The organism is Micromonospora globbae (assembly GCF_003610785.1).
GTDB classification, from domain to species: Bacteria; Actinomycetota; Actinomycetes; order Mycobacteriales; family Micromonosporaceae; genus Micromonospora; species Micromonospora globbae.
The window spans coordinates 71,362-94,533 of record NZ_RAQQ01000019.1 but is presented as its reverse complement, the minus strand read 5'-3'; the positions used below and the strand labels follow the sequence as shown (position 1 = coordinate 94,533).

Annotated in this window: 21 protein-coding genes; 6 read left to right on the top strand and 15 right to left on the bottom strand. The window is 75.5% G+C overall.

Annotated elements, in window-relative coordinates; translation table 11 throughout:
• Window positions 1-60: 60 nt before the first annotated feature.
• The 3 genes from D7I43_RS23900 to D7I43_RS23885 all read right to left on the bottom strand — a co-directional run bounded on the left by D7I43_RS23900 (window position 61) and on the right by D7I43_RS23885 (window position 1,789).
• Window positions 61-486, bottom strand: a complete 426-nt coding sequence (locus tag D7I43_RS23900) for an Hsp20/alpha crystallin family protein (protein ID WP_120330795.1) — start codon at window positions 484-486, stop codon at window positions 61-63.
• Window positions 487-696: 210 nt separating this feature from the next.
• Window positions 697-1,212: a DUF2087 domain-containing protein gene (locus D7I43_RS23890; protein ID WP_120330849.1), complete on the bottom strand. Its 516-nt coding sequence runs from the start codon at window positions 1,210-1,212 to the stop codon at window positions 697-699.
• Between the two features lie 88 nt (window positions 1,213-1,300).
• Complete coding sequence (locus D7I43_RS23885) at window positions 1,301-1,789, bottom strand: MarR family winged helix-turn-helix transcriptional regulator (protein WP_120330848.1); 489 nt, start codon at window positions 1,787-1,789, stop codon at window positions 1,301-1,303.
• 74 nt (window positions 1,790-1,863) lie between these two features.
• Between D7I43_RS23885 and D7I43_RS23880 the strand changes: the two genes are divergently transcribed.
• The 4 genes from D7I43_RS23880 to D7I43_RS34145 all read left to right on the top strand — a co-directional run bounded on the left by D7I43_RS23880 (window position 1,864) and on the right by D7I43_RS34145 (window position 6,066).
• Window positions 1,864-3,102, top strand: a complete 1,239-nt coding sequence (locus D7I43_RS23880; protein WP_120330794.1) for an MFS transporter — start codon at window positions 1,864-1,866, stop codon at window positions 3,100-3,102.
• Window positions 3,103-3,189: 87 nt separating this feature from the next.
• On the top strand, window positions 3,190-4,740 hold the full coding sequence (locus D7I43_RS23875; protein WP_120330793.1) for an ArnT family glycosyltransferase: 1,551 nt from the start codon (window positions 3,190-3,192) through the stop codon (window positions 4,738-4,740).
• Window positions 4,741-4,885: 145 nt separating this feature from the next.
• Window positions 4,886-5,605 carry a low temperature requirement protein A gene (locus tag D7I43_RS34150; protein WP_120330792.1) on the top strand — a complete coding sequence of 240 codons (720 nt, stop codon included), beginning with the start codon at window positions 4,886-4,888 and terminating at the stop codon, window positions 5,603-5,605.
• Window positions 5,602-6,066, top strand: coding sequence for a low temperature requirement protein A (locus D7I43_RS34145; RefSeq protein ID WP_120330791.1), 465 nt, complete (start codon window positions 5,602-5,604; stop codon window positions 6,064-6,066). Before D7I43_RS34150 ends, D7I43_RS34145 begins: the two co-directional genes overlap by 4 nt.
• Window positions 6,067-6,270: 204 nt before the next feature.
• Here the strand turns inward: D7I43_RS34145 and D7I43_RS23860 are convergent, their stop codons facing one another.
• Entirely contained in the window at window positions 6,271-6,951 is a 681-nt protein-coding gene (locus D7I43_RS23860) for a hypothetical protein (RefSeq protein WP_147427284.1), read from the bottom strand.
• A 559-nt stretch (window positions 6,952-7,510) separates the two neighbouring features.
• On the opposite strand from D7I43_RS23860, the gene D7I43_RS23855 reads away from it, so the two are divergent.
• Window positions 7,511-10,267 (top strand): helix-turn-helix transcriptional regulator, encoded by a 2,757-nt coding sequence (locus D7I43_RS23855; RefSeq protein ID WP_120330789.1) that lies wholly within the window; start codon window positions 7,511-7,513, stop codon window positions 10,265-10,267.
• Between the two features lie 214 nt (window positions 10,268-10,481).
• On the top strand, window positions 10,482-11,015 hold the full coding sequence (locus D7I43_RS23850; protein WP_147427283.1) for a hypothetical protein: 534 nt from the start codon (window positions 10,482-10,484) through the stop codon (window positions 11,013-11,015).
• A gap of 64 nt (window positions 11,016-11,079) precedes the next feature.
• Here D7I43_RS23850 and D7I43_RS23845 read toward each other — a convergent pair whose 3' ends face one another.
• Genes D7I43_RS23845 through D7I43_RS23795 form a run of 11 tightly spaced genes read right to left on the bottom strand, consistent with a single transcriptional unit; the run spans window position 11,080 to window position 23,171 of the window.
• Entirely contained in the window at window positions 11,080-11,655 is a 576-nt protein-coding gene (locus D7I43_RS23845; RefSeq protein ID WP_120330787.1) for an NADPH-dependent FMN reductase, read from the bottom strand.
• Window positions 11,652-12,782, bottom strand: coding sequence for an LLM class flavin-dependent oxidoreductase (locus D7I43_RS23840; RefSeq protein ID WP_120330786.1), 1,131 nt, complete (start codon window positions 12,780-12,782; stop codon window positions 11,652-11,654). Before D7I43_RS23840 ends, D7I43_RS23845 begins: the two co-directional genes overlap by 4 nt.
• A 4-nt stretch (window positions 12,783-12,786) precedes the next feature.
• Window positions 12,787-15,567: a cytochrome P450 gene (locus D7I43_RS23835; protein ID WP_120330785.1), complete on the bottom strand. Its 2,781-nt coding sequence runs from the start codon at window positions 15,565-15,567 to the stop codon at window positions 12,787-12,789.
• A 26-nt stretch (window positions 15,568-15,593) separates the two neighbouring features.
• Window positions 15,594-16,331 carry a class II aldolase/adducin family protein gene (locus D7I43_RS23830; protein WP_120330784.1) on the bottom strand — a complete coding sequence of 246 codons (738 nt, stop codon included), beginning with the start codon at window positions 16,329-16,331 and terminating at the stop codon, window positions 15,594-15,596.
• Window positions 16,324-17,013, bottom strand: coding sequence for a 2-hydroxychromene-2-carboxylate isomerase (locus tag D7I43_RS23825; protein ID WP_120330783.1), 690 nt, complete (start codon window positions 17,011-17,013; stop codon window positions 16,324-16,326). Before D7I43_RS23825 ends, D7I43_RS23830 begins: the two co-directional genes overlap by 8 nt.
• Window positions 17,013-17,936 carry an acyl-CoA thioesterase gene (locus D7I43_RS23820; RefSeq protein ID WP_120330782.1) on the bottom strand — a complete coding sequence of 308 codons (924 nt, stop codon included), beginning with the start codon at window positions 17,934-17,936 and terminating at the stop codon, window positions 17,013-17,015. Before D7I43_RS23820 ends, D7I43_RS23825 begins: the two co-directional genes overlap by 1 nt.
• Entirely contained in the window at window positions 17,933-18,742 is an 810-nt protein-coding gene (locus D7I43_RS23815) for an alpha/beta fold hydrolase (RefSeq protein ID WP_120330781.1), read from the bottom strand. The genes D7I43_RS23820 and D7I43_RS23815 overlap by 4 nt, the downstream gene beginning before the upstream one ends.
• Window positions 18,739-19,818 (bottom strand): beta-ketoacyl synthase N-terminal-like domain-containing protein, encoded by a 1,080-nt coding sequence (locus D7I43_RS33750; RefSeq protein ID WP_240033114.1) that lies wholly within the window; start codon window positions 19,816-19,818, stop codon window positions 18,739-18,741. The genes D7I43_RS23815 and D7I43_RS33750 overlap by 4 nt, the downstream gene beginning before the upstream one ends.
• A complete protein-coding gene (locus D7I43_RS23805; RefSeq protein ID WP_120330780.1) occupies window positions 19,815-20,930 on the bottom strand; it encodes a beta-ketoacyl synthase N-terminal-like domain-containing protein in 1,116 nt (371 codons plus the stop codon). Before D7I43_RS23805 ends, D7I43_RS33750 begins: the two co-directional genes overlap by 4 nt.
• Window positions 20,908-21,969 (bottom strand): beta-ketoacyl synthase N-terminal-like domain-containing protein, encoded by a 1,062-nt coding sequence (locus D7I43_RS23800; RefSeq protein WP_120330779.1) that lies wholly within the window; start codon window positions 21,967-21,969, stop codon window positions 20,908-20,910. Before D7I43_RS23800 ends, D7I43_RS23805 begins: the two co-directional genes overlap by 23 nt.
• Window positions 21,966-23,171 carry a beta-ketoacyl-[acyl-carrier-protein] synthase family protein gene (locus D7I43_RS23795; RefSeq protein ID WP_120330778.1) on the bottom strand — a complete coding sequence of 402 codons (1,206 nt, stop codon included), beginning with the start codon at window positions 23,169-23,171 and terminating at the stop codon, window positions 21,966-21,968. Before D7I43_RS23795 ends, D7I43_RS23800 begins: the two co-directional genes overlap by 4 nt.
• Window position 23,172: the final 1 nt, after the last annotated feature.

The window sequence follows — 23,172 nt, the reverse complement described above, 5'->3', positions numbered from 1 at the left end:
GGGCGGGGTGAAACGGCCGGGGCGGGACGGCGCGCGCGCCGTCCCGCCGCCGTGGCGATGTCAGGCGTTGAGCTGCTTGCGGCCGTTGCCGCCCGCGATCACGGGCACCCGCCGCGGCCGGGCGCGCTCGGCCACGGGGATCCGCAGCGTGAGCACGCCGTTCTCGTAACCCGCCTCGAGGTTGTCGGCGTCGAGCGTGTCGCCGAGGAAGAGCTGCCGGGTGAACACGCCCATCGGACGCTCGGCGGCCACCAGTTCGACCTTGTCGTCGGTGGGCCGGCGCCGCTCGGCGCGGACGGTCAGCACGTTGCGCTCCACGGTGCAGTCGATGCTCTCCGGGTCGACACCGGGCAGGTCGAACGCGGCGTAGAAGTAGTCCCCGTCGCGGTAGGCGTCCATGTGCATGACGCCGGGGCGGGAGGTCGTGCCGAAGAACTGCTCGGCGAGCCGGTCGATCTCACGGAACGGGTCGGTGCGCATCAACATGGTCGTGTCTCCTCGGATCTCCTCAGATCTCCAAGGTTGAGTCTGGGTGACTCAACTTCCTCTTCTGTGATAGCGCGGTCCGCGGGCATCGTCAACCGCTCAGCCCAGCAGCTTCTCGAACCAGTGATCGGCGTACGGGCCCTGCGAGTACGCCGGGATCTCCGCGTACCCGTGCCGGGCGTAGAGGGCCCGGGCCGGTTATCGCGGCGCTCAGGGCCGGCGGTAGACGCCCCGCTCGCGGGTGAGCAGCAGTTCGTCCACGAGGTACCGGCGCAGCGTGACGTGGTCCGACCCGCCGTCGGCGCACCACGGGCGCAGCGCGTCGTCCACCTCGCGCTCGGGGTACGCGGTGTCCGGCGCGAACGACCGCCGGGCGATGTGTTCCAGCACGATCCGGCGCCGGCCGCGTTGGGCCGGCAGCCCCACCAGCACGCCGTCGCGGACGAACGTCCGCAGCACGCTCTCCTCGCGGCTCTCCGAGGGCCGGGCCGGCCGGGGGGTGCGGGCCAGGTCGCGCAGGTGCCCGGCGTCGACCGCGAGCGCCCCGTCGGTGCCCGTGACCAGGCCGGCGTCGGTGAGCCGCCGCAGCGCCGTCGCCACCTCCCGCGCCGGCAGGCCGGCCCGCTCGGCGACCTGGGCCGCGTCCGTGGCACCCAGCACGAGCGCGGCGAAGACCCGTCGGCGTACGTCGTCGGCGAGGGCGCCGGCCAGAGCATGAGCGGTCATGGCGGCCACCCTGCCAGCGGCCGCGCGGGCCGCGCCAACGATTTCCGTACCAGGTCGCCGAGGTCCCCCGCGCCCGCCCGAGGCGGGCTCAGGCGCCGGGTCGCTCGGCGACCAGCAGCACCCGGCGCAGCAGGTCGGACAGGAGACGGCGCTCGTCCGGCGCGAGCACGCCGAGCAGCCGCTGCTCCTCGGCGCCGCAGACGTCCAGCGCGCCCCGCCAGGCCGCGCGACCGGCGTCGGTGAGCGCCACGTCCACCCGCCGTCGGTCGGTGCTGGACGGGATCCGCCGCACGAAGCCGCGTCGCACGAGCGCGTCCACGCGGGCGGTGATCGAGGCGGGCGCCATGCCCAGGTCGGCGGCCAGCTCGGAGGGCGCGGCCCGGCCGCCGCGGCCCGCGAGGGCGTGCAGTGTCTCGTACTCGTGCGCCGGCAGGTCGACGTCCGCCAGCGCCCGCTCCTTCACGGCGCGCAGGTACCGGGTCAGGTGCGCCATGCGGGTGACGGCGCCCTCCACGTCCGGATCGAGGTCCGGCAGCACGGGCAGCCAGCGCTGCACGTGTTCGTCGGTGCGGTCCATGGTCACCTCGCCATGGTACTACGACAGCGAAATATTCGTTGTCTAAAGGTTCGGTGTCGAAGTATCTTGCCGGGGTGACCCACCCTCTGCGCCTGCGCGCCTTCCGGCTGCTGTTCGTCGGCCGTACCGTCTCCGCCGTCGGCGACGCCGTCGTGCCCGCCGCCCTCGCCCTCGCGGTGCTGCGCGCCACCGGCTCGACCGCCGACCTGGCCCTGGTCCTCGCGGCCGCGATGCTTCCCCGGCTGCTCCTGCTCCCCCTCGGCGGCGTCGCCGCCGACCGGTTCAGCGCCCGCCGGATCGCCGTCCTCGCCGACCTCACCCGCTGCGCCACCCAACTCGTCGTCGGGGTCGAACTGCTCGGCGGTGGCCCGTCGCTGGCCACGATCGCCGTGGCCAGCGCGGTGGGTGGCACCGCGGCCGCGTTCGCCCTGCCCACCACGTCGCCCCTGGTCACCGGCACCGTCGACGAGGCGCAGCGGCAGTCGGCCAACGCGCTGCTCGGCGCCACCGCCAACGCCAGCCGGCTCGCCGGCCCCGCACTGGCCGGCGCCCTCATCTGGGCCGCCGGCCCCGGCTGGGCGTTCGTCCTCGACGCCGCGTCCTTCGCGGTCAGCGCCGCGCTGCTCGCGGTCATCCAGGTGCGGCACCTTCCGCGACCTGAGCGGCGGTCGCTGACCGCCGACCTGCTGCTCGGCTGGCGCGAGGTCCGATCCCGTAGCTGGTTCTGGAGCAGCCTGCTCGGCCACGGCACGTGGAACGGCGCGGCCGCCGTGCTGACCACCCTCGGCCCGGCCGTCGCCGTCGAGCGCCTCGGCGGCGAAGGGGTCTGGCTGCTGCTGCTCCAGGCGGGCGCCGTCGGCATGCTCGCCGGATCGCTGCTCGCCAGCCGGATCCGGCCCCGCCGCCCCGTGCTGACGGCCAATCTCGCCCTGGCGAGCTACGCCCTGCCGCTGATCCTGCTCGCCGTCGCCGCCCCCGCCGCGGCCGTCGTCGTCGCGTACGGGCTGGCGCTGACCGCCCTCGGCTACCTCAACCCGATCTGGGAGACCGTCGTACAGGGACAGTTCCCGCCGCACGTGCTGGCCCGCGTCACCTCCTACGACTGGCTGGTCTCCCTGGGCGCGATGCCGCTCGGCTACGCCGTGGCGCCCTTGGCAGCGCGGCTGTGGGGCGAGCCCGTGCCCCTCGCCGTGGCCGGAGTCCTGGTCCTCGTAGCGTGCGGCGGCACCGCGCTCGTTCCCGGCGTACGGCGGGTCGGGTGGCAGCAACCGCCGGCGACGGAGCCGGCGCTCGACCGGGTGTCCGCCCGGTGACCGCGCGCACCGACTCGTGGCCGATCCGTTACGCCGCCGACCGCGTTCGGGGCGCCGCCACGGACCGCAGCCCGCCATGATGTCGACGTGGCCGAATCCGTCGCCGACCTCGACCGCCCCCGCCGCGACGAGCCGCACCCGCCCGTCGCGGCGCCGCCGCCCGGCCCCCGCGCTCGCGGGCCGTGGCTGATCGCCGGCGCCGTGACGGCGGTGCTGCTGCTCCTCTCCCCCCGCTACGGCTACCACCGCGACGAGCTCTACTTCCTGCTCTGCGGTCGGCACCTCGACTGGGGCTACGTCGACCAGGGCCCGCTCGTGCCGGCCCTGGCGCGGCTGGCCGACACGGTCGCGCCCGGCAACCTCGTGGTGCTGCGCACCCCGTCCGCGCTGATCGGCGGGGTCTGCGTCCTGCTCGTCGCCGCCATCGCCCGCGAGTTCGGCGCCGGCCGCGGCGCGCAGACGTTCGCGGCGTTCCTCGCCGGCACGTCGGGCCTGGTGCTCGCCACGGCGCACCTGCTCAGCACCACCACCGTCGACATGCTGGTCTGGCTGGTCGTCGCCCTGCTCACCGTGCGGATGCTGCGCACCGGCGACACCCGGTGGGCGCTCGGCATCGGGCTGGCCCTCGGCGTCGGGATGCTCAACAAGCTGCTGCCCGCGCTGCTCGCCGTCGGGCTGCTCGCCGGTGTGACGATCGCCGGGCCCCGCCGGCTGCTGCGCGACCGGTGGGTGCTCGCCGCCGCCGGCATCGCCCTGCTGCTGGCCGCCCCCACGCTGATCTGGCAGGCCGCGCACGGTTTCCCGCAGCTGTCCGTGGCCGCCGCCATCTCCGGTGGCGACAGCTCCTACAGCGGGCGGCTCGACGCGCTCACCCTCCAGTTCGTGATAATCAGTCCGTACGCGGTCCCGATCTGGATCGCCGGGCTGGTGGCCCTGCTGCGCAGGCCGGCCTGGCGGGCGTACCGGGCGCTGGCCTGGGCCTGGCTGGTCGTCGTCGCCATCGTGCTGCTGGCCGGCGGGAAGGGCTACTACGACGCCCCGCTGCTGCTGGTGCTCGCCGCCGCCGGCGCCGTGCTCACCATCGCGTGGGCCGGTCGCGGCGCCACCCTGCCTCGGCGCGGGCTGCTGGTCGTCGGCGCGCTGCTCTTCGTGGCCCCCAACGGGGTGCTGCTGCTTCCCACCCTGCCCGCCGACCGGCTGCCCGGGTTCGTGGTGGACGTGAACTACGACGCGGGCGAGACCATCGGCTGGCCCGAGTTCGCCGACTCGGTCGCCGCCGTGCACCGCGCGTTGCCGGCCGCACAGCGGCAGCGGGCGGTCGTCCTCACGGCCAACTACGGCGAGGCCGGCGCCATCGCGCGCTTCGGCCCGGCCCGCGGGCTGCCGGCGGCGTACTCCGGCCACAACAGCATGGCCGACTTCGGGCAGCCGCCCGCCGACGCCGACGTGGTGATCGCCGTGGGCTGGGAGCGCCCCGACCGGCTGCGCGCCTGGTTCGGCGACGTCACCCTCGCCGGGCGGGTCGACCAGCGCGTCGAGGTCGACAACGACGAGAACGGCGGCCCGATCTGGGTGTGCACGGGGCTGCGGCGACCGTGGGCCGACATCTGGCAGGCCGAGGTACGCCACGCCGGTTGACCGGTGCCGCGCACCGGGCGGAATCCTCGAAGATCCCACCCGCCGTCCCCACGGCGTCGATAATTCCTCCCAGAGGCGACGCCAGGGTCGTACGCCCCGTTGACGCGGCGCCCGCGGACCGCGACGGGATCGGCGGGAGGCCGGAATGACGACCGGAGGCGGCACCGGGCTGGTGCGCCGGCCGGACGCGTCGAACCGCGCCACGCTGCTGGAACTGCTCTTCGACGTGGTCTTCGTGGCGGCTCTCGCGCTGATCTCGATGACCATCGCCCAGCGGGACAGCTGGGGCGCCCTCGGCCAGTCGCTGCTCATGCTCATGGCGATCTGGTGGATCTGGTCGGTCACCTCGGTCACCACCGACTTCTACGACCCGGAGCAACGCCCCATCCAGGCCGTGCTCATGGTGACCATGCTGGGCGCCGTGGGAGCGGCCGCGGCGCTGCCACGGGCCGCCGGCGGCCACGCGCTGGTGTTCGCCGTCGCGTACGTGGCGCCGCACCTGGTGCGGGGCGCGATCCTGGTCAGCACCCTGCACCGGCACCGCCACAACGCCCAGGAGCGGGCGGCCCGGTTCATGTTCTGGTTCGTGGTCTCGGGGATCTTCTGGATCGTCGGGGCCCTCCCGCCCGGTCAGCCGCACTGGCCGTTGTGGGTCGCCGCGGCGGCCATCGACTACGTCTCGGCGGGGGCGCGCTACCCGACGCCCTGGCTGGGCCGGGTGCCGATCGACCAGTACGAGCGGGCCACCGAGCACCTGGGCGAGCGGTACCAGCAGTTCGTCATCCTGGCCCTCGGCGACATCATCCTGGTGCCCACCCTGAAGATCGGCACGTCGGACTTCGCGGCTCCGAGGCCGCGTTCGTGACCGCGTTCGTCACGATGCTGCTGCTGTGGCAGATCTACGTCTACCGCAGCGGGCAGATCCTGCAGATCACCTCCCGGCGCGCGCTGGGCCAGGCGGCCCGGGTGGCGCCGTACACCCACGCGGTCATGCTGGCCGGCGTGGTGTGCATCGCCGGCGGCTTCGACCGGATCGTCGCCGAGCCGACCGGGGAGACCTCCGTACGGTCGCTCGCGCTGATGTTCGGCGGCCCCACGCTGTTCATCCTCGGGCGCGCGGCGTTCACCTACCGGGTCTCCGGGGTGGTGCCGTGGCGCCGACTCGTCTGGCTGCTGGTGTTCCCGGCCGTGGCGCCGTGGGCGGGTGGCTGGCCGTCGATGCTGGTGGCCGTCACGTGCGCCCTGGTGCTCGGTGGTGTCGTGGCCTTCGACGTGCTGGGCACGCGCCTGCGGCTGCCGTTCCTGCGGCCGGGGCGCGTCGGCTGACCCGACCCGGCGCGGTGCCGGCAGGTGCGGCTCGCCGCCGCCGGTGCGAAGACACCGGACGCGGACCGGCCGTCGCGCGTACACCTCCGGCCCGGGGCGCGATGGGACGGCCCGGCGGCCGGGCGACCGCTCAGGTCCGAGCCCGCCGGGCGGTCACCGTCGTTCGGAGCGGCCGCCCGGCGGGTCGTCGAGGAGCCATTCGGGTCAGCTCTTCGGGCCGACCGTCCCCGGCCGCAGGACCCCCTGGTGCCAGCGGGGCGCGCGGCGCGGTCCGCCCGCGCGGCGGGACAGCGACCGGATCAGGCCCACGTGCACCCGCTGCTCGTCCCCCGGGCTGAGACCGAGCTGGTTGTGCAGCAGGTGCACCAGGTCGAACGCCGCCGTGCCGTGGTAGCCGGGAGCGCGTCGCCGCGCCTCCAGCACCCGCGACCAGCAGGTCAGCGGGTGCCGTTCGGTGGCCAGCGCGGCGGCGATCCGCGACCATCGCGCGGCCGGCACCACCACGTCCCCACGGCCGGCCGCACCACCATCGGGGCGCAGGGCCGGACAGTTGTGCACCGCCGCCACCATCGCGACGTCGGCCGCGGCGCTCAACCGGGCCTGCCGCCCCGGGGTCATCCCGATGAGGTCGACGGCCACGTCGACCAGGCGCGGGTCGCGGTCCGGCGGCCCGGCGAGCTCCGGCGCGTACACCGGGCCCCGCGCACCGACCGCGGCGCAGAGCCCGGCCAGCCGGGCGGCGAGCAGCCGCGGGTCGTCGCCCAGCAGGTGGAGGTTGACCACGCGCGGGGACTCGCGGGTGAACGACCACCCGGACAGCTCACCCGCGGACCGCAGCCCCCGCAGCAGCGGACCCACCCCGCGCGTGACGAACGCGTCCGCCACCGCGGCACTGGCCGGAAGAATGCATTGGAATGCGTGCCATCGCTCCGCCTCGCTCCCGATTCCCTCGACATCGGACGGATTGTCCAGATCGGAGCCATAATTCATCGTCATCGCCCGTTCCCCCCAGGTCGGCGTCGCACCCGCCGGAGTCGACGTTAAGCGACTTCGACCGATGTGACAGTAGGGAAAACCCGACACTGTGGTGAACTGACCGCGAGCGTCGGCGAGCGCTGCGTGGAGAACGAATTCCCCTATTCCGGAATTTTGACCACCGTCATTTCACCGCTCGGCCGAAAGGACCAACCGGTCGCGTGATCGCGACGGTCGACACGTCACCGTAGAGTTACATCTGCCGCTCGCCCGAACGCCGGCACTGGCACGGCCCGTCGGGCCGCCGAAAAGGCCGAACGGAACAATCCTGGGGATGGCAGTTGATGCTGGACCGAAGCTTGCCACGTCGCGTCGCCCGTCGAGCCCGCACGATGGTCGCTCCACCGGCCGCCGGGCTCACCACCGTTCCGCGCCGCGCCGGCGGCCGGCTCTCCGCTCCGGAACGCTCATGACGGCCACCGAGGAACCGGCCGGGGGGCCGGCGGGCGGCCCGCTCGAACCCCTGGTCGGGCGCAACTGCGCGGTCGACCTCTTCGACCGGGCCCTGGCCGGTGTCGGTGACGGGCAGCCGGCGCTGCTGGAGTTCGTCGGCGATCCCGGCTCCGGCAAGACACGGCTGCTGCGCGAGTTCGGCGCGCGGGCGCGCCGCGCCGGGGTGCCGGTGCTCGCGGCCGCCGGACGGCACGGCGACCAGGTCGAGCGGGTCCTGTCCGAGCTGCTGGGGGCGGCAGGTGACGCCCCGCCCCGACCGGACGCCCGCCGACTGCTGCTCCTGGACGACCTGCACGCCGTACCGGCCGAGGTGGCGCCGCTGCTGGCCCGCCTCGCGCAGGCGCCACCGGCCGGGTTGCTGTGGGTCACCGCGTACCGGCCGCGGCAGATGCCCTGCCGCACCACGGCCGCGCTCGCCGCCGGGGTACACCTCAGCCGGCGCTCGGTCACCCTCACCCCGCTCGATCCGTCCAGTGTGGCCGCGCTGCTCGGGCTGCCCGACGGACGGGCCGGCCAACGGGTGCACGCGCTCTCCGGCGGACTGCCCCGCTACGTGCTCGCCTACCGGCCGGGCGCGTTGGACGGGCCCGTCGCGGCACTGCGCGGGCTGCCCGCCGAACTGCCCGTCGACGTCACCGCGGCCGTCCAGCTCGACGTCGACGCGCTGCCCGGGGAGCAGCGCGAGATGCTGGAGGCCGTCTCGGTCTGCCCCGACGGGTTCGAGCCGACGCTGGCGGCGGCGCTGACCGGGCGGAGCACCGAGGCCACCAGCGACCTGCTGGACGCGCTGGTGGCCGCCGACCTGCTGCGCACCGACCCCGGGCACGCGCCGACCCTGCGCTTCCGGCACGAGGTCGACCGCACGGTGGTGTACCGGTCGCTCTCCCCCGGCCGCCGTCGCCGCCTGCACACGACCGCGGCGACCGTCCTGCGGGACCTGGGATATCCGGTCACCCGGTACGCCGAGCACCTGTCCGCGAGCGGCCAGTGTGCGGAGCCGGCGACCGTCGACACGCTGATCGAGGCCGCCGAGAGCGCCTCGGTGCCCCGGCTCGACGCGATCCGCTGGCTGACCAACGCCCGACGGCTGCTGCCCGCCGCCGACGCGGCCGACCCGCGCCACACGCGTCTGGACTTCGCGATGGCCGACGCCCTCGTCGGCGCGGGCCAGCTGCGCCAGGCCCGCGACCTGCTGCAGGAACTGGCCGGCCGGCCGCTCGCCGACGGCGACCAGCGGGTCCGGGCGCTGGTCGCGCGTGCCCGCGTGGAACGGTTGCTGGGCCGGCCGTCCGACGGGTACGCGCTGCTGGCGCCCCGGCTCGACGAGCCGGCCGGGCCCCGCGCCCGCTTCGCCCTGGCCGCCGAGGCCGCCGTCACCGGGGTCCTCTGCGGCACCGCCGACGCCGCCCGACACGCGCGGCACCTGGACCGGCTCGCCGCCGAGGCGGATGACCCGGTACTCGGCACGACGGCGGCCGTGGTGCAGTCCTTCGTGGCGGCGCACACCGACTGCGGGTTGCGGGTCGACGACACCCTCGACCGCGCCGGGTCCGAGGTGGACGCCCTGGCCGACGCCGACCTCGCCCGGCACCCGGACCTGCTGGCCCTGCTCGGCTGGGCGGAGTACCTGCACGAACGGGAGCGGTGCGCGTTGCACCACTTCGACCGCGCGCTGGAGGTGTGCTGCCGCGCCGGCCTGGTCGCCCTGATCCCGTGGCTGCTGATCGGCCGGTGCGCGGTGACCGGGCGGCTGGGCAACCTGGAGCGCGCCCTCGTCGAGGGCGAGGACGCCGAGGAGGTGGCCGTCGCCATGGGGGTCGACCCGCTGGTGGGGCTGGCCCGCGCGTACCGGGCCATCGCGGTCGCGTGGCGCAGCGGCCCGGCCGCCGCCCGCCAGCTCGCCGAGACCGCCCTGCTGGACGCCGCCGGCCGGCGCGCGAACTGGTACGACGGGCTGAGCCAGCGGGTGACCACGCGGCTGCGGTACCTCGCCGGTGACCGGGCCGGCGCCGCCTCGGCGCTGCGGCGGGCCTGCGGCGGGGACGACCTCGACCAGGTGGAGCTGAGCAGCCGGCCGTGCTGGGCCTCGGCACTGGCGGAGATGAGCCACAAGGCCGGCCGCCGGGAGGAGGCCGCCCGCTGGTTGGAGGTGGCGGAACGGTACGCGGGCCAGGTGCGGCTGCGGGGGCAGGGCGCGCTGGTGCGCGTCGCGCGGGCCCGCCTGTCGCTGGACGCGCAGCCGCGGCAGGCGGCGGAACTCGCCGCGGTCGCCGCGGACACCTTCGCCACGCTGGGCTGGCGGTTGGAGGAGGCGTCGGCGCGGCTGGTCCGGGCGCGGGCCCTCTGTCTCGCGCGGGAGTGGGCGGCGGCCGAGGTCGAGCTCGCCGAGACGCGGCGCATCGCCGAGCTGGTCGACTCGCCGCCGCTGCGGCGGGCGGTGGCCGTCGAGCAGAGCCGCGCGGCCGGGGCGGCCGGCCGCCTGCCGGACGCGGCCGCCGGCGGGGAGCTGACGTTGACGCGCCGGGAGTGGGACATCGCCCGCCTCGTGGCGGCGGGTGCGAGCAACGCCGAGGCCGCGGAGCAGGTGTACGTGACGGTGAAGACCGTGGAGGCGCACCTGACGCGGATCTTCCGCAAGACCGGTGTGTCGTCGCGGGCCGGGCTCGCGGCGCTGCTCGCGTCGGGGGCGGTCACCCCGCGAGGCCCGAACTAGGATCAGGCATTCGCCCGTTGTGCCCGGTTAAGATAGCTGATACGCGTAACGAAAGGTAGATGGAGGATAGGCGGCCGTCGGACGGTGTCGGACATCTCGTCTTCTGCCATACTGAGGTCCCAGATCTTGTCTCGCCGCCGCCGGACACCCGACGAGGCGGGTCGGAAAGGCCGGAAACCGTGCCTGGCCGGAGATGCGCAGGAAGGGCATCATCGTGAGCCAATACATCATCACCATCGTGCCGGTCGAGGACGACGGTGAGCAGATCGCCGGCCCGGTGGCCCAGACCGTCGTCCGGCTGGACACCGGCAGCGGCCACCCGGTCGTCCGGGAGCTGACCGTCCGCGCACCGGAGAACGCCGGCCTCACCGGCGAACTTCCCTATGTCGACTTCGACGCCCTGCTCCGCGCGTTCGTGCCACCGCAGGACCGTGACCGGGTGCGGGGCACCGTGGCATCCGGCAGGCCGGTCGCCGACATCGGGCCGGTCCCCGCCGCCACCGAGACCGCGCCGCGCCCGCAGCCGCCCCGCCCCGCGCCGCGGGCGGGCGAGCCGGAGCGGCTCAGCCGGCTCAAGGCCGGGCGGGCCTACCGCCGCGCGCCCGACCCGGCGCACCTGGAGGCGGTCTACGAGCAGGTCGGCACCATCAGCCGGGTGGCCGAGCACTTCGACGTGCCGGTGCACACGGCGCAGGGGTGGATCAGCCGGATGCGGCGCAAGCACAGCGCCGAGGTCAGCGCGACCTGACCGTCGCCCGCCGGCGGAGCCACCGGGCAGGCCGGGCGGCGCGAGGCACGGACGCGGCGCGGCCTCAGCCCCGACCGGCAGCGCTGGCCAGCGCCCCGGCGACCGCCGGCGCCGCCCGGTCGAGCCAGCGCCCGATGCCGACCTCGGCCGTGTCGAACTCCCGCTCGAGCACGCACAGGCCGGGCGTGGGCACGCACGCCCCCACCTCCGACAGCAGCGCGCCCAGGTGGGTGTCGACGACGTGCCGGTGCCCGGAGCGGGCGGCGGTCATCAGCGGCACCGCCACCACGCCGGCGAGCGCGCCGCGCGGCAGCACGTCCACGAAGAGCTTCAGCAGGCCGCTGTAGGCCGCCTTGAAGGTCGGGCTGGCCACGAGCAGCAGGCCCGGACGGCGTACGGACTCCAGCACCTCGTCGAGCACTTCCGGCCGGCCGCCCTGCCCGACCAGCTCGGCGGCCAGCTCGGACAGGTCGACCACGGCGGGCGGGCCGACCGGCGTGGCGCAGCCCGTCAGCCGCCGGTGCAGCGCGGACGCGGCCGCCAGCGCCACGGTCCGCGTCCGGGAGTGCGGCTTCGGGTTGCCGATGACCACCGTCATGGGCAGGTACGCGGTGGACGGCTCCGGGGCGGGCGACGTCATCCGCGCACCGCCAGCGCGGGCGCCTGCTCGGCCCGGGCGTCGAGGAGACCGTCGCGGCGCAGCAGCGGCAGCACCCCCTCACCGAACCAGTACGCCTCCTCCAGGTGCGGCTGCCCCGACAGGATGAGGTGGTCGACGCCCGCGGCGTGGTACTCGGCGATCCGCTCGGCGACCTCCTCGTGGCTGCCCACCAGGGCGGCGCCCGCCCCCGGCCGGACGAGCGAGTACCCGGCCCACACGTTGGGGTACACCTCCATCCGGTCGTTGGCGCCGGCGTGCAGCGCCGCCGCCCGCCGCTGCCCCTCGGACTCGGTGCGGGCGAACCGCGTACGGGCGGCCTCGATGCGCGCCTTGTCGACGCCGGCCAGCAGCCGCTCGGCCTCGGCCCACGCCTCCCGCGCCGTGTCCCGGGTGATCACGTGAAGCCGGCTGCCGGTGCGCAGCGTACGGCCCGCCTCGCCCGCGAGGTCCCGCGCCCGGGCGAGCAGTTCCCCGAGCAGGGCCGGCGTCTCGCCCCAGGCGAGGTAGACGTCGGCGTGCCGGGCGGCGGCCCGCTGCGCCGCCGGCGACGACCCGCCGAGGAACACGGTCGGCACGGTGACCGGGGGCCGCGCCAGCATGGCGCCCCGCACCCGGTAGTGCTCGCCCGCGAAGTCGAACGGCCGGCCCGACCAGACGCCGCCCAGCACGGTGAGGAACTCCTCGGCCCGCGCGTAGCGGGCGTCGTGGTCCAGCCAGTCGCCGTACCGGTGCTGCTCGTCCGGATCGCTGCCCGCCACGATGTTGAGCAGCAGCCGGTCGCCGGAGACGCGCTGCAGGGTCGCGGCCATCTGGGCGACCAGGGTGGGCGACACCAGGCCCGGACGCAGGGCGATCATGAACTTGAGCCGTTCGGTCTGCGCCGCCAGCGCGGACGCCACCACCCAGGGGTCCTCGCAGAACAGCCCGGCCGGGGTGAGCACGCTGGCGAACCCGAGCCGGTCGGCGGCCCGGGCCACCTGCGCCAGGTAGCCGATCTCCGGTGGACGACGGGTGACCCGCGCCGGCCGGGGGCCGTTGCGGGTCGGCTCGGCGAGGTCGCGGCCGTCCCCGTGGGACGGCAGGAACCAGTGCAGCTCCAGGGGCATCAGGTCACTCACCTTCCGGCACGGCGTCGAAACGGGCGGGCATCGCCGTGATCGCGTTCATGAAGTTGGTCCGCATGCGCTGCACCGGCCCGGTCAGCCGCAGCCCCGCCAGGTGCGGGCGCAGCGCGGTGAGGAAGGCCGTCATCTCCAGCCGGGCCAGGTGCGCGCCGAGGCAGAAGTGCGGCCCGATACCGAAGGCCAGATGCGGGTTCGGGTCGCGGCCGAGGTCCAACCGGTCGGGATCGGCGAACACGGCCGGATCCCGGTTGGCCGAGGCGTACCAGATGACCACCTTGTCCCCGGCGGCGATCCGGGTGCCGTCCAGCACGGTGTCCCGCGTGGCGGTCCGGCGGAACTGCATGATCGGAGTGACCCACCGCAGCAGCTCCTCCACGGCGGACGCCGTGAGGGTGGGATCGGCGATCAGCCGGTCGCGCTGGTCGGGGTGCTCCAGTAGCGCCTGCACCCCGTTGGAGATCAGGTGCCGGGTGGTCTCGTTGCCGGCGATGACGAGCAGCAGCCACAACTGGCACAACTGGGCGTCGGTCAGGCCCCGCCCGTCCGAGCGCGCGTGCACGAGCAGGCTGACGAGGTCGTCGGTCGGTCGCGCCCGCCGCTCGGCGGCCAGCTGCCGGGCGTACGCGAAGGCCGCGGCGAAGGTGTCCCGGTAGCGCTGCACGCTGCCGCCGCCGTAGCGCGGGTCGTCGAAGCCGACGAGGTTGTTGCTCCAGTCGAACAGCAGCTTGCGGTCCGACGGCGGCATGCCGAGCAGGTCGGTGAGCACGAGCAGCGGCAGTTCGGCCGCGAGGTCGGCCACCACGTCGATCTCCCGTGCCGCCACCGCCCGGGCCACAACCTCCTCGGCGTGCCGGGTGACCATGTCGCGGAGACGGCCCACCGCCCGGGGGGTGAACACGCCGGCCACCAGGCGGCGTACCCAGGTGTGCTCGGGAGCGTCCATGTTGATCAGCAGTTGCCGGTTGCGTTCCAGGTCCTCCGTGGTCCGGGGGTCGGCCAGGAACGCGCCGCCGGCCGCCGAGGAGAACGTGACCGGGTCACGGGACACCTCGGACACCGCCGCGTACCGGGTCACCGCCCAGAAGCCCCGGCCGCGCGACCGCGTCCGGCCGTCCCCGTCGGTGCGGGTCAGCTCCACCTCGTCCACCCAGGCGACCGGAGCCTCACGGCGGAGGCGGGCGAACTCGTGGTGCGGCACGCCGGCCAGGTAGGTGGCCGGGTCCGCGAGCCGGGTCGGCGGCGCCGGATCGTGCTGGTAGCGGTCCCGCAGGGCGCGTCGGGGCAGCTTTCCGGTGGGCTCGCGCGGAATCCGGTCCACCACCTCGTACGAGCGGGGCACCTTGAAGCCGGCCAGGGCGGTCCGGCAGTGCGCGTCGAGCACCCGGTCGACGTCCGTCGCCGGCCAGTCCGGGTCGAGCTGCACGAGGGCGTGGACCCGCTCGCCGAACTCCGGGTCGGGGACGCCGATGACGACCCCGTCCTGGACGGCCGGGTGGGCGAGCAGGACCCCCTCGACCTCGGCGGGGTAGATGTTCACCCCGCCGGAGACGATCAGCTCGGCCGAGCGTCCGGTGAGGAACAGGTAGCCGTCGTCGTCCAGGTAGCCGAGGTCCCCGACGGTGAAGGTGTGCGGGGCGACGTGGGCGTTCTCGGTCTGCTCCGGAGCGTTGTGGTAGTGGAAGCCGCGGCCGGGCGGGCGGCGCACGGCCACCCGGCCCTCCTGCCCGGCGGGCACGGGCTTGCCGTCCTCGTCGACCACCACCACCTCGGTGGGGGGCGCCGGACGGCCGACCGTGCCGGGGCGGGCCAGCCAGGTCTGCGAGTCGGCGAGGGTGACGATGCCGGCCTCGGTGGCCGCGTAGTACTCCACGAACACCGGCCCCCACCAGTCGATCATCGCCCGCTTCGTCTCCGGGGGGCACGGGCCGCCGCCGTGCCAGATCCGGGCGAGGCTGGCGCCCGAGAACGCCGCGCGCGTGGCCTCGTCGACGCGGAGCAGGCGGATGAACTGGGTCGGCACCAGATGGCTGATGCTGATCCGCTCCTCATCGATCAGGCGCAGCACCTCGACCGGGTCGAACCGGCGGCGGATCACCAGGGTGCAACCGCGCAGCAGCGGGAACTGGGCGAAGAACAGCTGCGCCGAGTGGTACCAGGGGCCGACCAGCAGGGCCCGGCCACGGGTGGGGATGCCCAGCCCGTCACCGAGGGCCGCGGTGGTGCCGGCCACCCGCTCCACCGGGGCGCCGACCACCAGCAGCGGGTTGACCACCCCCTTCGGCCGGCCGCTGGTGCCCGAGGTGTAGAGCAGCACGCCGCCGGAGGCCGCCGGCACCGGCGGGCCCGCCGGCAGGTCGGCGGCCAGCGCGAACCCCTCGCCGCCGTCGACGGTGACGAGCAGGTCGGGGGCTTCGGGCACCAGGTCCACGGCCGCGCGGACGGTCGGGGCGTACGCGGCCTCGGTGAGCACCGCGCGGGCGCCGGAGTCGGCCACGATGTGGGCGATCTCCGGCGCGGTGAGGTGCCAGTTGACCGGCACCGCCACGAGTCCGGCGTGCACGCAGGCGAGCAGCGCCTCGAACGTCTCACGCCGGTTGCCGAGCACGAACGCCACCCGGTCGCCGACGGCGAGGCCGGCGCCGCGCAGCACCGCGATCCACCGGTCCACCGACCGGTCCAGCTCGGCCCACGTCGAGGTCGCGTTCTCGTCGACCAGCGCCACCTCGTCCGCCCGGTCGCGGACGAGGTGCTCCAGCAGCTCGGCCATCTCGCAACTCCTGTCTGGCAGTGGGTTCAGGAGGTCAGGTCGGTGCTGACCGCCAGGACGTGCTCGGCGACCGGCCGGAAGTTCAACCGGGCGATCTGCGGGGTGCCGATGTCGGCGCGGGCCGCGCGGGCCGCGGCGTCGGGGATCGGCACCAGCTCACCGGCGGCCTGGGCGAGCAGCTGCACCTGGCAGCAGCGGTCCATGGCGAGGAACCACCAGGCGGCCTCGGCGACTGACCCGCCCACGGTGAGCAGCCCGTGGTTGCGGAGGATCACGGCCTTGCCGGTGCCCAGGGTCGCGGCGATCCGGTCCCCCTCCGCGCCGTCGAGCACCACCCCGCCGTACTCGTCGTACACCGCGTGGTCCTCGAAGAACGCGCACGCGTCCTGGGTGATCGGGGCGAGCGGCCGGCCCAGCGCGGAGAACGCCCTCCCGTGGATGGAGTGGGTGTGCGCGGCGGCCACCACGTCGGGGCGGGCCTTGTGGATGGCCGAGTGGATGGCGTACCCGGCGGGGTTGATCCGGCCGGAACCGCTGACCACCTCGCCGGCGTGGTCGACCCGGAGCAGGTCGTCGTCCCGCACGTGGCCGAAGTGCCGGCCGAACGGGTTGATCCAGAAGGTGTCCGGTTCGATCGGGTCGCGGGCGGTGACGTGGCCGCCGGCGCCCTCGTCGAAGCCGGCCAGCGCGAAGGCCCGCAGCGTGAGGACCAGCTGCCGGCGGCGGTACGCCCGCTCCTGGTCCGGGTCGCGTCGCTCAGCCACAGCCGCCTCCCGTGTCGGTGTCGTAGCCGACGCCGGCCGGCACCGGCTCGGGGACCGGGACCGGCGTGCCCGTCCCGGCGTACGCCGCGAGGAAGTCGTCGACCCGGTCGACGCCCCAGAAGCGGTGCGGCCCGAGCCGCAGGTACGGGATGCCGAAGATGTCCTCCTCGTACGCCCGCATCAGGCAGTCCACCCCGGCGGCCCGGACCGCCTCGTCGTCGACCGCGCCGAGTATTACCGCGGGGTCCACCCCGGCCCGTTCGGCGACGCCGGTGAGCACCTCCGGGGTGCAGACGTCCTCGCCCCGCTGCCAGCGGGCCGCGATCACCTCCCGGTAGAACGCCTCCCCCGCGCCGTGCTCGCGGGCGGCGAGGAAGCCCAGGTGGGGCAGCTCCCACCAGGGGTCCACGTCGATCGGCCAGCGCATCGGCACGTCCAGGCGCCGCGCCAGCCGCTTGGCGTCCTGGAGCAGGTAGAGGTGCTTGGGCTTGCTCATCTGCACGTAGTGGAAGGCTCCGCCGCGGGCCGTCAGCGCCGCCTCGGTGCGGGCGTCCGGATCCCAGTACGGGATGAACTCCAGCACCTCGTGCGGCCGGCCCAGGGCGCGGGTGAGCCGCTCCACGGCCAGCCAGCTGTACGGGCTGCGGAAGGAGAAGTACAGCCGGGGCTTGCGGGCGGCCATCAGCGACCTCCGGCCGTGATGGCGGCGGCGGTGTCCGGGTCGAGGGTGGCCAGCCGGCCGGCCTCGGTGCCGCGGCTGACCGCGTACCCGTGCAGGATGGTGGCGGTCGCGACCCGGACCAGGCGCCCGTCGCGGACGACGTGGCAGTCCATCCGCGCGTCGTACGTGACGTCCTTCAGCAGGTCGGTGACGGTGAAGGTGACCCACATGGGCTCCTCCAGCCGGGCGTCGCCCCGCACCTCGATCCGGGCTCGGGAGACCACGGGGATCCAGCCGCGTTCGCGCAGCATCCGTCCCACCGACACGCCCCGGTCGGCGAGGTACCGGTCGACCACCTCCTCCAGCACACGCACGTAGCCGGAGTGCTGCATGCGCTCGGAGTACTGGCAGTAGAAGTAGGGCACCCGCCAGGGCCAGACGAAACCGGCGCCCGCGGCGCGCAGCGTCTCCGCCGGGTCGTCGCCGGCCGGTACGCCCACCTCGCCGCCGCCCGGCTCCTCCACGAGACCGGCCAGCTCGGACGGCACCGGCGCCGAGCCGGGCGCCTCCGGCTCACGGACCAGGGCGACGCGTACGCGGGAGCGGCAGGCGGTGACCTCGCCGCTTCCCGGGTCGTCGCCGCGCCGGACGCCGAGCCGGACGGCGAAGCGGCCACCCGCGCCGGGAGTCACGGTGACGGTCACCTCGTCGTCCACGTCGAGCACGGCGGGCAGCAGCAGCGAGCAGTCCCGGACGGACAGTCCCACGCCGTGCTCGTGGTAGAGCCGGCCCGGGCCGTACCCGCGCTCCCGGAACCACTGCAGGACACCCTGCTCGACCAGGTAGGCGAAGTGCTTGAACCCGATCCAGGTGCGGATGTTCGCCCCCTCGAACCCGGGTCGGGCCGACAGGGTCACGGATGCGTTCTGGACCGCCGTGGTCACGGCGTACCTCCTCGGATCACGGAATCCGGGCAGACCTTCTCGACGAAGCCCGCGACGTGCCGGGCCACCTCGGTCGCCTGGTCGAGATGACAGAAGTGGTGGAACTCGGGCTCGACGACGACGTGCGCGTCGGGCATCTGGGCCCGCAGGGCCGTCGCCCGGGGGCCGTCGAGGCTCGGGTCCCGGCCGCCGGTGAGCACCATGGTCGGCACGGTGACGGCGTGCAGCGGCAGGCCGGCGGTGGCTGTGAAGTGGTCGAACAGCGTGGTGAAACCGACCGGGCCGATGCGGTCCACCATGATGTCCCGCATGGACGCGAGCGTCTCGGCGTCCAACCCGGCCAGGCGCTCGCCGAGTCGGTTGCGCAGCCCCTCGTCGATGATCTGCACGAAGTTCGCCTGTGCCCGCTCGTGCACCGCCCAGGTGACCGGCAGGTCGGGCGGGCAGTAGAAGGGTGCGATCAGCATGGCGCCGCGGGGTGTGACGTCCGGTTCGGTGGCGATCATCTCCAGCACCGCGTTCGCGCCGAGCGAGTGCCCCACCACGACGTCGGGCGGCTCGGCCATGGCACGGACGGTCGCCGCGAGCCAGGCTCCCGGGGTGCCCCGCCGCCGCCACCCGTGGTCGGTGCCGGCCTTCCACGGCAGTTCGGCGGCGACCGACCGCCAGCCGGTGGGCAGCAGCGCCGCCAGCGGACCCCAACTGCGCCAGGTGTCGGACATGCCGTGCACGAGCAGGACGGTCGGCGCGCCGGCCGCGCGGCCCGCGACCGGGTGCACGGGGGCCGGGGGTGGGGTGCCGGTCATCGTGCCGCCCCCGTCACCGTGAGTTCGCGGAACCCGTCGGCCGGGTCACCGCAGCGGACCCGGACGGCGGGCGTCCCGGCGAGGAGCCGCAGCGCCACCGCCGTGTGCACGACCCCGGCCGCGCCGTAGTGGTCGCCGGGCAGGACGGCGTCGTCGACCAGGCGCGGGGCGGCCGGCGGCACGCCGTCGACCGACCCGGGCACAGCGCCGTCGACCGACCCCGGCACGTCACCGTCGACCGACCCCGGCACGTCACCGTCGACCGACCCGGGCACGGTGTCGTCGGCGGACCCCGGGGCGGCCGGGGAGGCACCGTCGGCGCCGACCGCGCGGACCGGCCCGAGCAGACCCAGCGGCTCGCCCGGCCCGTCGACCGGGCCGAGCAGGAGGCAGGCGGCGCCGGCGCGCAGGGGCCGCCTGTCCGCGCGACCGCGCCGGGCCGCGTGCAGGGCCCGGGCCTGCGCGTCGTCCGGCTCGGTGCCCACCACCACGACCCGGTCGGCGCGGCCAATCCGCAGCAGCAGGCCGGCCAGCCAGATCGCGTCCAGCCCGGCCGTGGCGCCGGAGCAGACGGTGAGGTTGGGCCCGCCGAACCGGAACCAGATGGCGACCGCACCGGCGATGACGTTGCTGGACGCGTTGGGCGCCTCCAACGGCCCGACCTCCCGCGGGCCGCCGTCGCGCAGCCGGCGGGCGATGTCGCCCACGGTGGCGACGTTGCCGAGGTTGGAGCTGACCACCACGGCGGTACGCGGGTCCGCCGGCCCGGTGCGGCGGGGCGCCTTCGCCGGCAGGCCGAGCGCCCGGTGCACGGCGCAGAGCGCCAGCCGGGTGGCGGGCTCCTTCGCCAGCAGGCCCTTGCGGCCCAGCAGGTCGGCGGCCCGCTCGGGCGGGCAGGCGGGCTCCTCGACGGTCGCCGCCCGCGCGCCGGGAAGGTCGGCCGGCAGCGCGTCGACGCCGGGCAGGTGCAGCGCCGCGGCGAGCACGGCCGCCACCGGCTCGCCCGCCGCCGCACGCGGCCCGAGGCCGGCTGTGGCGGCCGGGTGGGGCGTGGCGACGTGGCGGAGCGTGGTCATCGGACGGCCTCCAGCAGGGTGACCGCGTTGAGGCCGCCGAAGCCGAACGCGTCGACCTGCGCGACCCGCGGGTCGGCCCGGACGGCCTCGCCGCGTACCAGCCGCAGCCCGGCCGCCTCGGGCGCCGGCCGGGCCAGCCCGGCGATCGGCGGCACCTGGCCGGTACGCAGGGCCTCGACGGCGACGGCGACGCTGAGCAGCGCCGATCCGCCCGAGGTGTGCCCGACGGCGCCCTTGACGGCGGTGACCAGCGGGCCGGGCGCGCAGCCGGCGAAGACCTCGGCCAGCACGTGCGCCTCGGTCGCGTCGTTGAGCGCCGTGCCGGTGCCGTGCGCCAGCACGAGGTCGATCTGGTCGGGGCGGCGGCCGGCGCGCTCGTGCGCGTCCCGGACGGCCCGCAGGATGCCCTCGGGGTCCGGTGCCGTCTCGTGGCCGGCGTCGCAGGACAGCCCCGTGGCCAGCAGCCGCGCCAGGCCCCCGTCGCCCCGCTCCCGCTCCACCACCAGGACGGCCGCGCCGTCGCCGAGCAGCACCCCGGCGCGGTCGGCGTCGAAGGGCCGCACCCGCTCGGTGGGCCGGCTCGCGACCCGGCCGATCATGGCGAGCATGGAGGCGGTGCTGCCGTCGGTGCCGCCGACCAGGACGGCGTCCGCGTCGCCCGTCTCCACGAGGTCCTGGGCGAGCGCGAGGGCGTGCCCGCCGGCGCTGCACGCGTTGGCCAGCGTGACGACCCGCTCCACCCCGGGGGCCGCCGCGGCGACCGCGCCGCCGAAGTGCAGCCGCTCGGCGGGGAAGTCCACGACGCCGGCCAGGGCGGCCCGCTCCACCTCCGCGGACTCCCGCAGACCGGTGCCGACGAGGCTCACGACCCGCTGCCGGCGCGGATCGACGCCGGCTGCCGCCAACGCCTCCCGCACGCAGTCGGCGAGCCACCGGCTCGGCCGGAACGGCCCGCCGTCGGCGATCGGGTAGCCGGACCCGACGCCGACCTGCTCCGCCGTCGCCCGCTCCAGGGGCGCGACACCGCAGTCGCCCCGCAGCAGCGCCGCCCAGGTGGCCGGACCGTCGCCGAAGCAGGTGCGGACCGCGCTAGCCGTGATGGTCGCCGGCACGCCGCCACCCCCTCACCACGGCCACGGCGACGCCGCCGTCGCGGGACCGTCCCGTGATCAGCGCGGGCCGCCCGTGCGGGGCCGGGTCCTCGGCGTACCGGCCGAGCAGGGCGCCCAGCGCGAGCGCGCCCGTCGCGGCCTGGCAGTCCCCGAGGGCCGGTCGCACCGGCAGCCGCTCGACGGCGGCGGGCACGACGCCCCGCAGCGTGTCCGGGTCCGGGTCGCCGCCGGCGACCGCCCAGACGTCGCCGGCCCGGACGTGCGCGGTGGCCAGCGCGCGTCGGGCACAGCCGGCCAGTCCCTCGGCCGGGTCGTCGGGGTGGAAGCCGGTGGCCACGGCGAGCACCTCCGCGCGCGGCGTCCCTGCCGCGGCGGCGTCCGGGCGGCGCAGCAGGTAGACGGCGGCCGCCTCGCCGGCGGGGCCGTCACCGGTCAGGTCCGCGGCCCATGCCGTGTTCGGTGTGTACTCCTCGACCCCGCCGACCAGCAGCGCGTCGGCGTACCCGCGGCGGATGGCGTTGAGCGCGTAGCGCAGCGCGTACAGGAACCCGAGCGGACCGCCGGCCAGGGTGGCGTTCACACCGCGCAGCCCGTACCGGATGGCCGCCTGGCCGCTCGCGCAGTTCATCACCGTGTTGGGGAACAGCACCGGGTTGACCAGGTACGGCTTCTCCTGCACGAGCGTGTCGCGGGAGAAGTCCATGGTGGACCTCAGGCTGCCGGTGGTGGTGCCCAGCACCACGCCGACGCGGCGGCGGTTGTCGTCGTCCACGGTCAGCCCGCCGTCGGCCAGCGCCCGCCCGCAGGCCACCATCGCCAGCGCGGTGGCCCGATCCAGGAAGCTGGTGCCCTTGCGGCCGAGCAGCCGCCGTACGTCGAAGTCGGCGATCGCCGGCGCCTCGGCCGCCGGCAGCGGCTCCTCGAAGCGTCCCCGGACGTCGGTGCCCACCAGGCTGCCGGCGCGAACCGCGGCGAGCAGGTCGGTGACCGAGTCCCCGGCGGCGGAGAGCACCCCGCAGCCGGTCACCACGCCGGTCACCGGATCGCTCCGAAGATCGTGATGGCGTTGTTGCCACCGAAGGCGAACCCGTTGTTCTGAGCCACCCGCACGGTGGCCGGGCGGGCCGTGTTCGGCACCGGATCGATCCAGGACAGCTCGGGATCGGGGTTGGCCCAGTTGATGGTCGGTGGCAGGAACCCGTGCCGGATCGCGAGGGTGGTGGCGATCGCGCCGAAGCCGCTCGCCGCCCCCATCGTGTGGCCGAGCATCGACTTGATCGAGCTGACCGGTGGCACGTGGTCGCCGAAGACGGCCCGGATGGCCCGCGCCTCGCACAGGTCGTTGGCCGGGGTACCCGTGCCGTGCGTGCTGATGTAGTCCACGTCCGCCGGCTTGACCCCGGCGTTCTCCTGGGCCAGCCGCATGCAGGCCGCCACGCTGTCCTCATTCGGCGCGACCATGTGGTGGGCGTCGCAGTTGACGCCGTAGCCGAGCACCTCGGCGTAGATGCGGGCGCCCCGGGCGCGCGCGTGGTCAAGGGTCTCCAGCACCAACGCCGCCCCGCCCTCCCCGGTGAGGATGCCGGAGCGGTCCCGGTCGAACGGGCGGCACTGCCGTTCGGTCAGCGCGCCGAGGCGGAAGAAGCCCGCGTGCGCCCACCGGCACACCGAGTCCGCGCCGCCGGCCACCATCACGTCCGCCTCCCCGCTGCAGAGCAGGTCGTACGCGTACCCGATGGCGTAGTTGCTGGCCGAGCAGGCGGTGGCGAGCGTGACGGACTCGCCGGCGAGCCCCAGTTCCGCGCTCACCGCGTACGCCAGCCGCTCGGCCGGCGCCTGGCGCAGCGCCTCGGCGGACATGGCCGGGTAGCCGCCGTCGACGAGCTCGGCCACGAGCTGCTCCACCACTGTCGACTCGCCGCTCGTGGTGCCGATGACCGCGCCGGTCCGCCCCGGATCCGCGGCCGGCAGCGGCAGGCCCGCGTCCGTCACGGCCAGCCGGGCGGCCGCCGCGGCGAACAGCGCCGAACGGCCCCAGTCGGCGATCCGCAGCCGGCGCAGCACCGCCTCCGGCCGGAACGCGGGCACCTCGCCCGCGTACCGGTGCGGGAAGCCGGTCGCGTCGAAGCTGCGGATCGGCGCGGCGGCCGACCGCCCGGACCGCAGCCCGGCGGTGAACTCGTCCACGCCGATGCCGATGCCCGAGACCGGGCCGAGCCCCGTGACGACTACCCGGTTCATG

What these genes read in the sequence shown, in the direction of transcription:
- D7I43_RS23900 (WP_120330795.1), bottom strand. Translation starts at nt 486, where the DNA reads ATGTTGATGCGCACCGACCCGTTCCGTGAGATCGACCGGCTCGCCGAG.
- D7I43_RS23825 (WP_120330783.1), bottom strand. Translation starts at nt 17,013, where the DNA reads ATGGCCGCCCGCAAGCCCCGGCTGTACTTCTCCTTCCGCAGCCCGTAC.
- D7I43_RS23885 (WP_120330848.1), bottom strand. Translation starts at nt 1,789, where the DNA reads ATGGACCGCACCGACGAACACGTGCAGCGCTGGCTGCCCGTGCTGCCG.
- D7I43_RS33750 (WP_240033114.1), bottom strand. Translation starts at nt 19,818, where the DNA reads ATGACCACGCTCCGCCACGTCGCCACGCCCCACCCGGCCGCCACAGCC.
- D7I43_RS23795 (WP_120330778.1), bottom strand. Translation starts at nt 23,171, where the DNA reads ATGAACCGGGTAGTCGTCACGGGGCTCGGCCCGGTCTCGGGCATCGGC.
- D7I43_RS23815 (WP_120330781.1), bottom strand. Translation starts at nt 18,742, where the DNA reads ATGACCGGCACCCCACCCCCGGCCCCCGTGCACCCGGTCGCGGGCCGC.
- D7I43_RS23835 (WP_120330785.1), bottom strand. Translation starts at nt 15,567, where the DNA reads ATGGCCGAGCTGCTGGAGCACCTCGTCCGCGACCGGGCGGACGAGGTG.
- D7I43_RS34150 (WP_120330792.1), top strand. Translation starts at nt 4,886, where the DNA reads ATGACGACCGGAGGCGGCACCGGGCTGGTGCGCCGGCCGGACGCGTCG.
- D7I43_RS23845 (WP_120330787.1), bottom strand. Translation starts at nt 11,655, where the DNA reads ATGACGTCGCCCGCCCCGGAGCCGTCCACCGCGTACCTGCCCATGACG.
- D7I43_RS23890 (WP_120330849.1), bottom strand. Translation starts at nt 1,212, where the DNA reads ATGACCGCTCATGCTCTGGCCGGCGCCCTCGCCGACGACGTACGCCGA.
- D7I43_RS23855 (WP_120330789.1), top strand. Translation starts at nt 7,511, where the DNA reads ATGACGGCCACCGAGGAACCGGCCGGGGGGCCGGCGGGCGGCCCGCTC.
- D7I43_RS23840 (WP_120330786.1), bottom strand. Translation starts at nt 12,782, where the DNA reads ATGCCCCTGGAGCTGCACTGGTTCCTGCCGTCCCACGGGGACGGCCGC.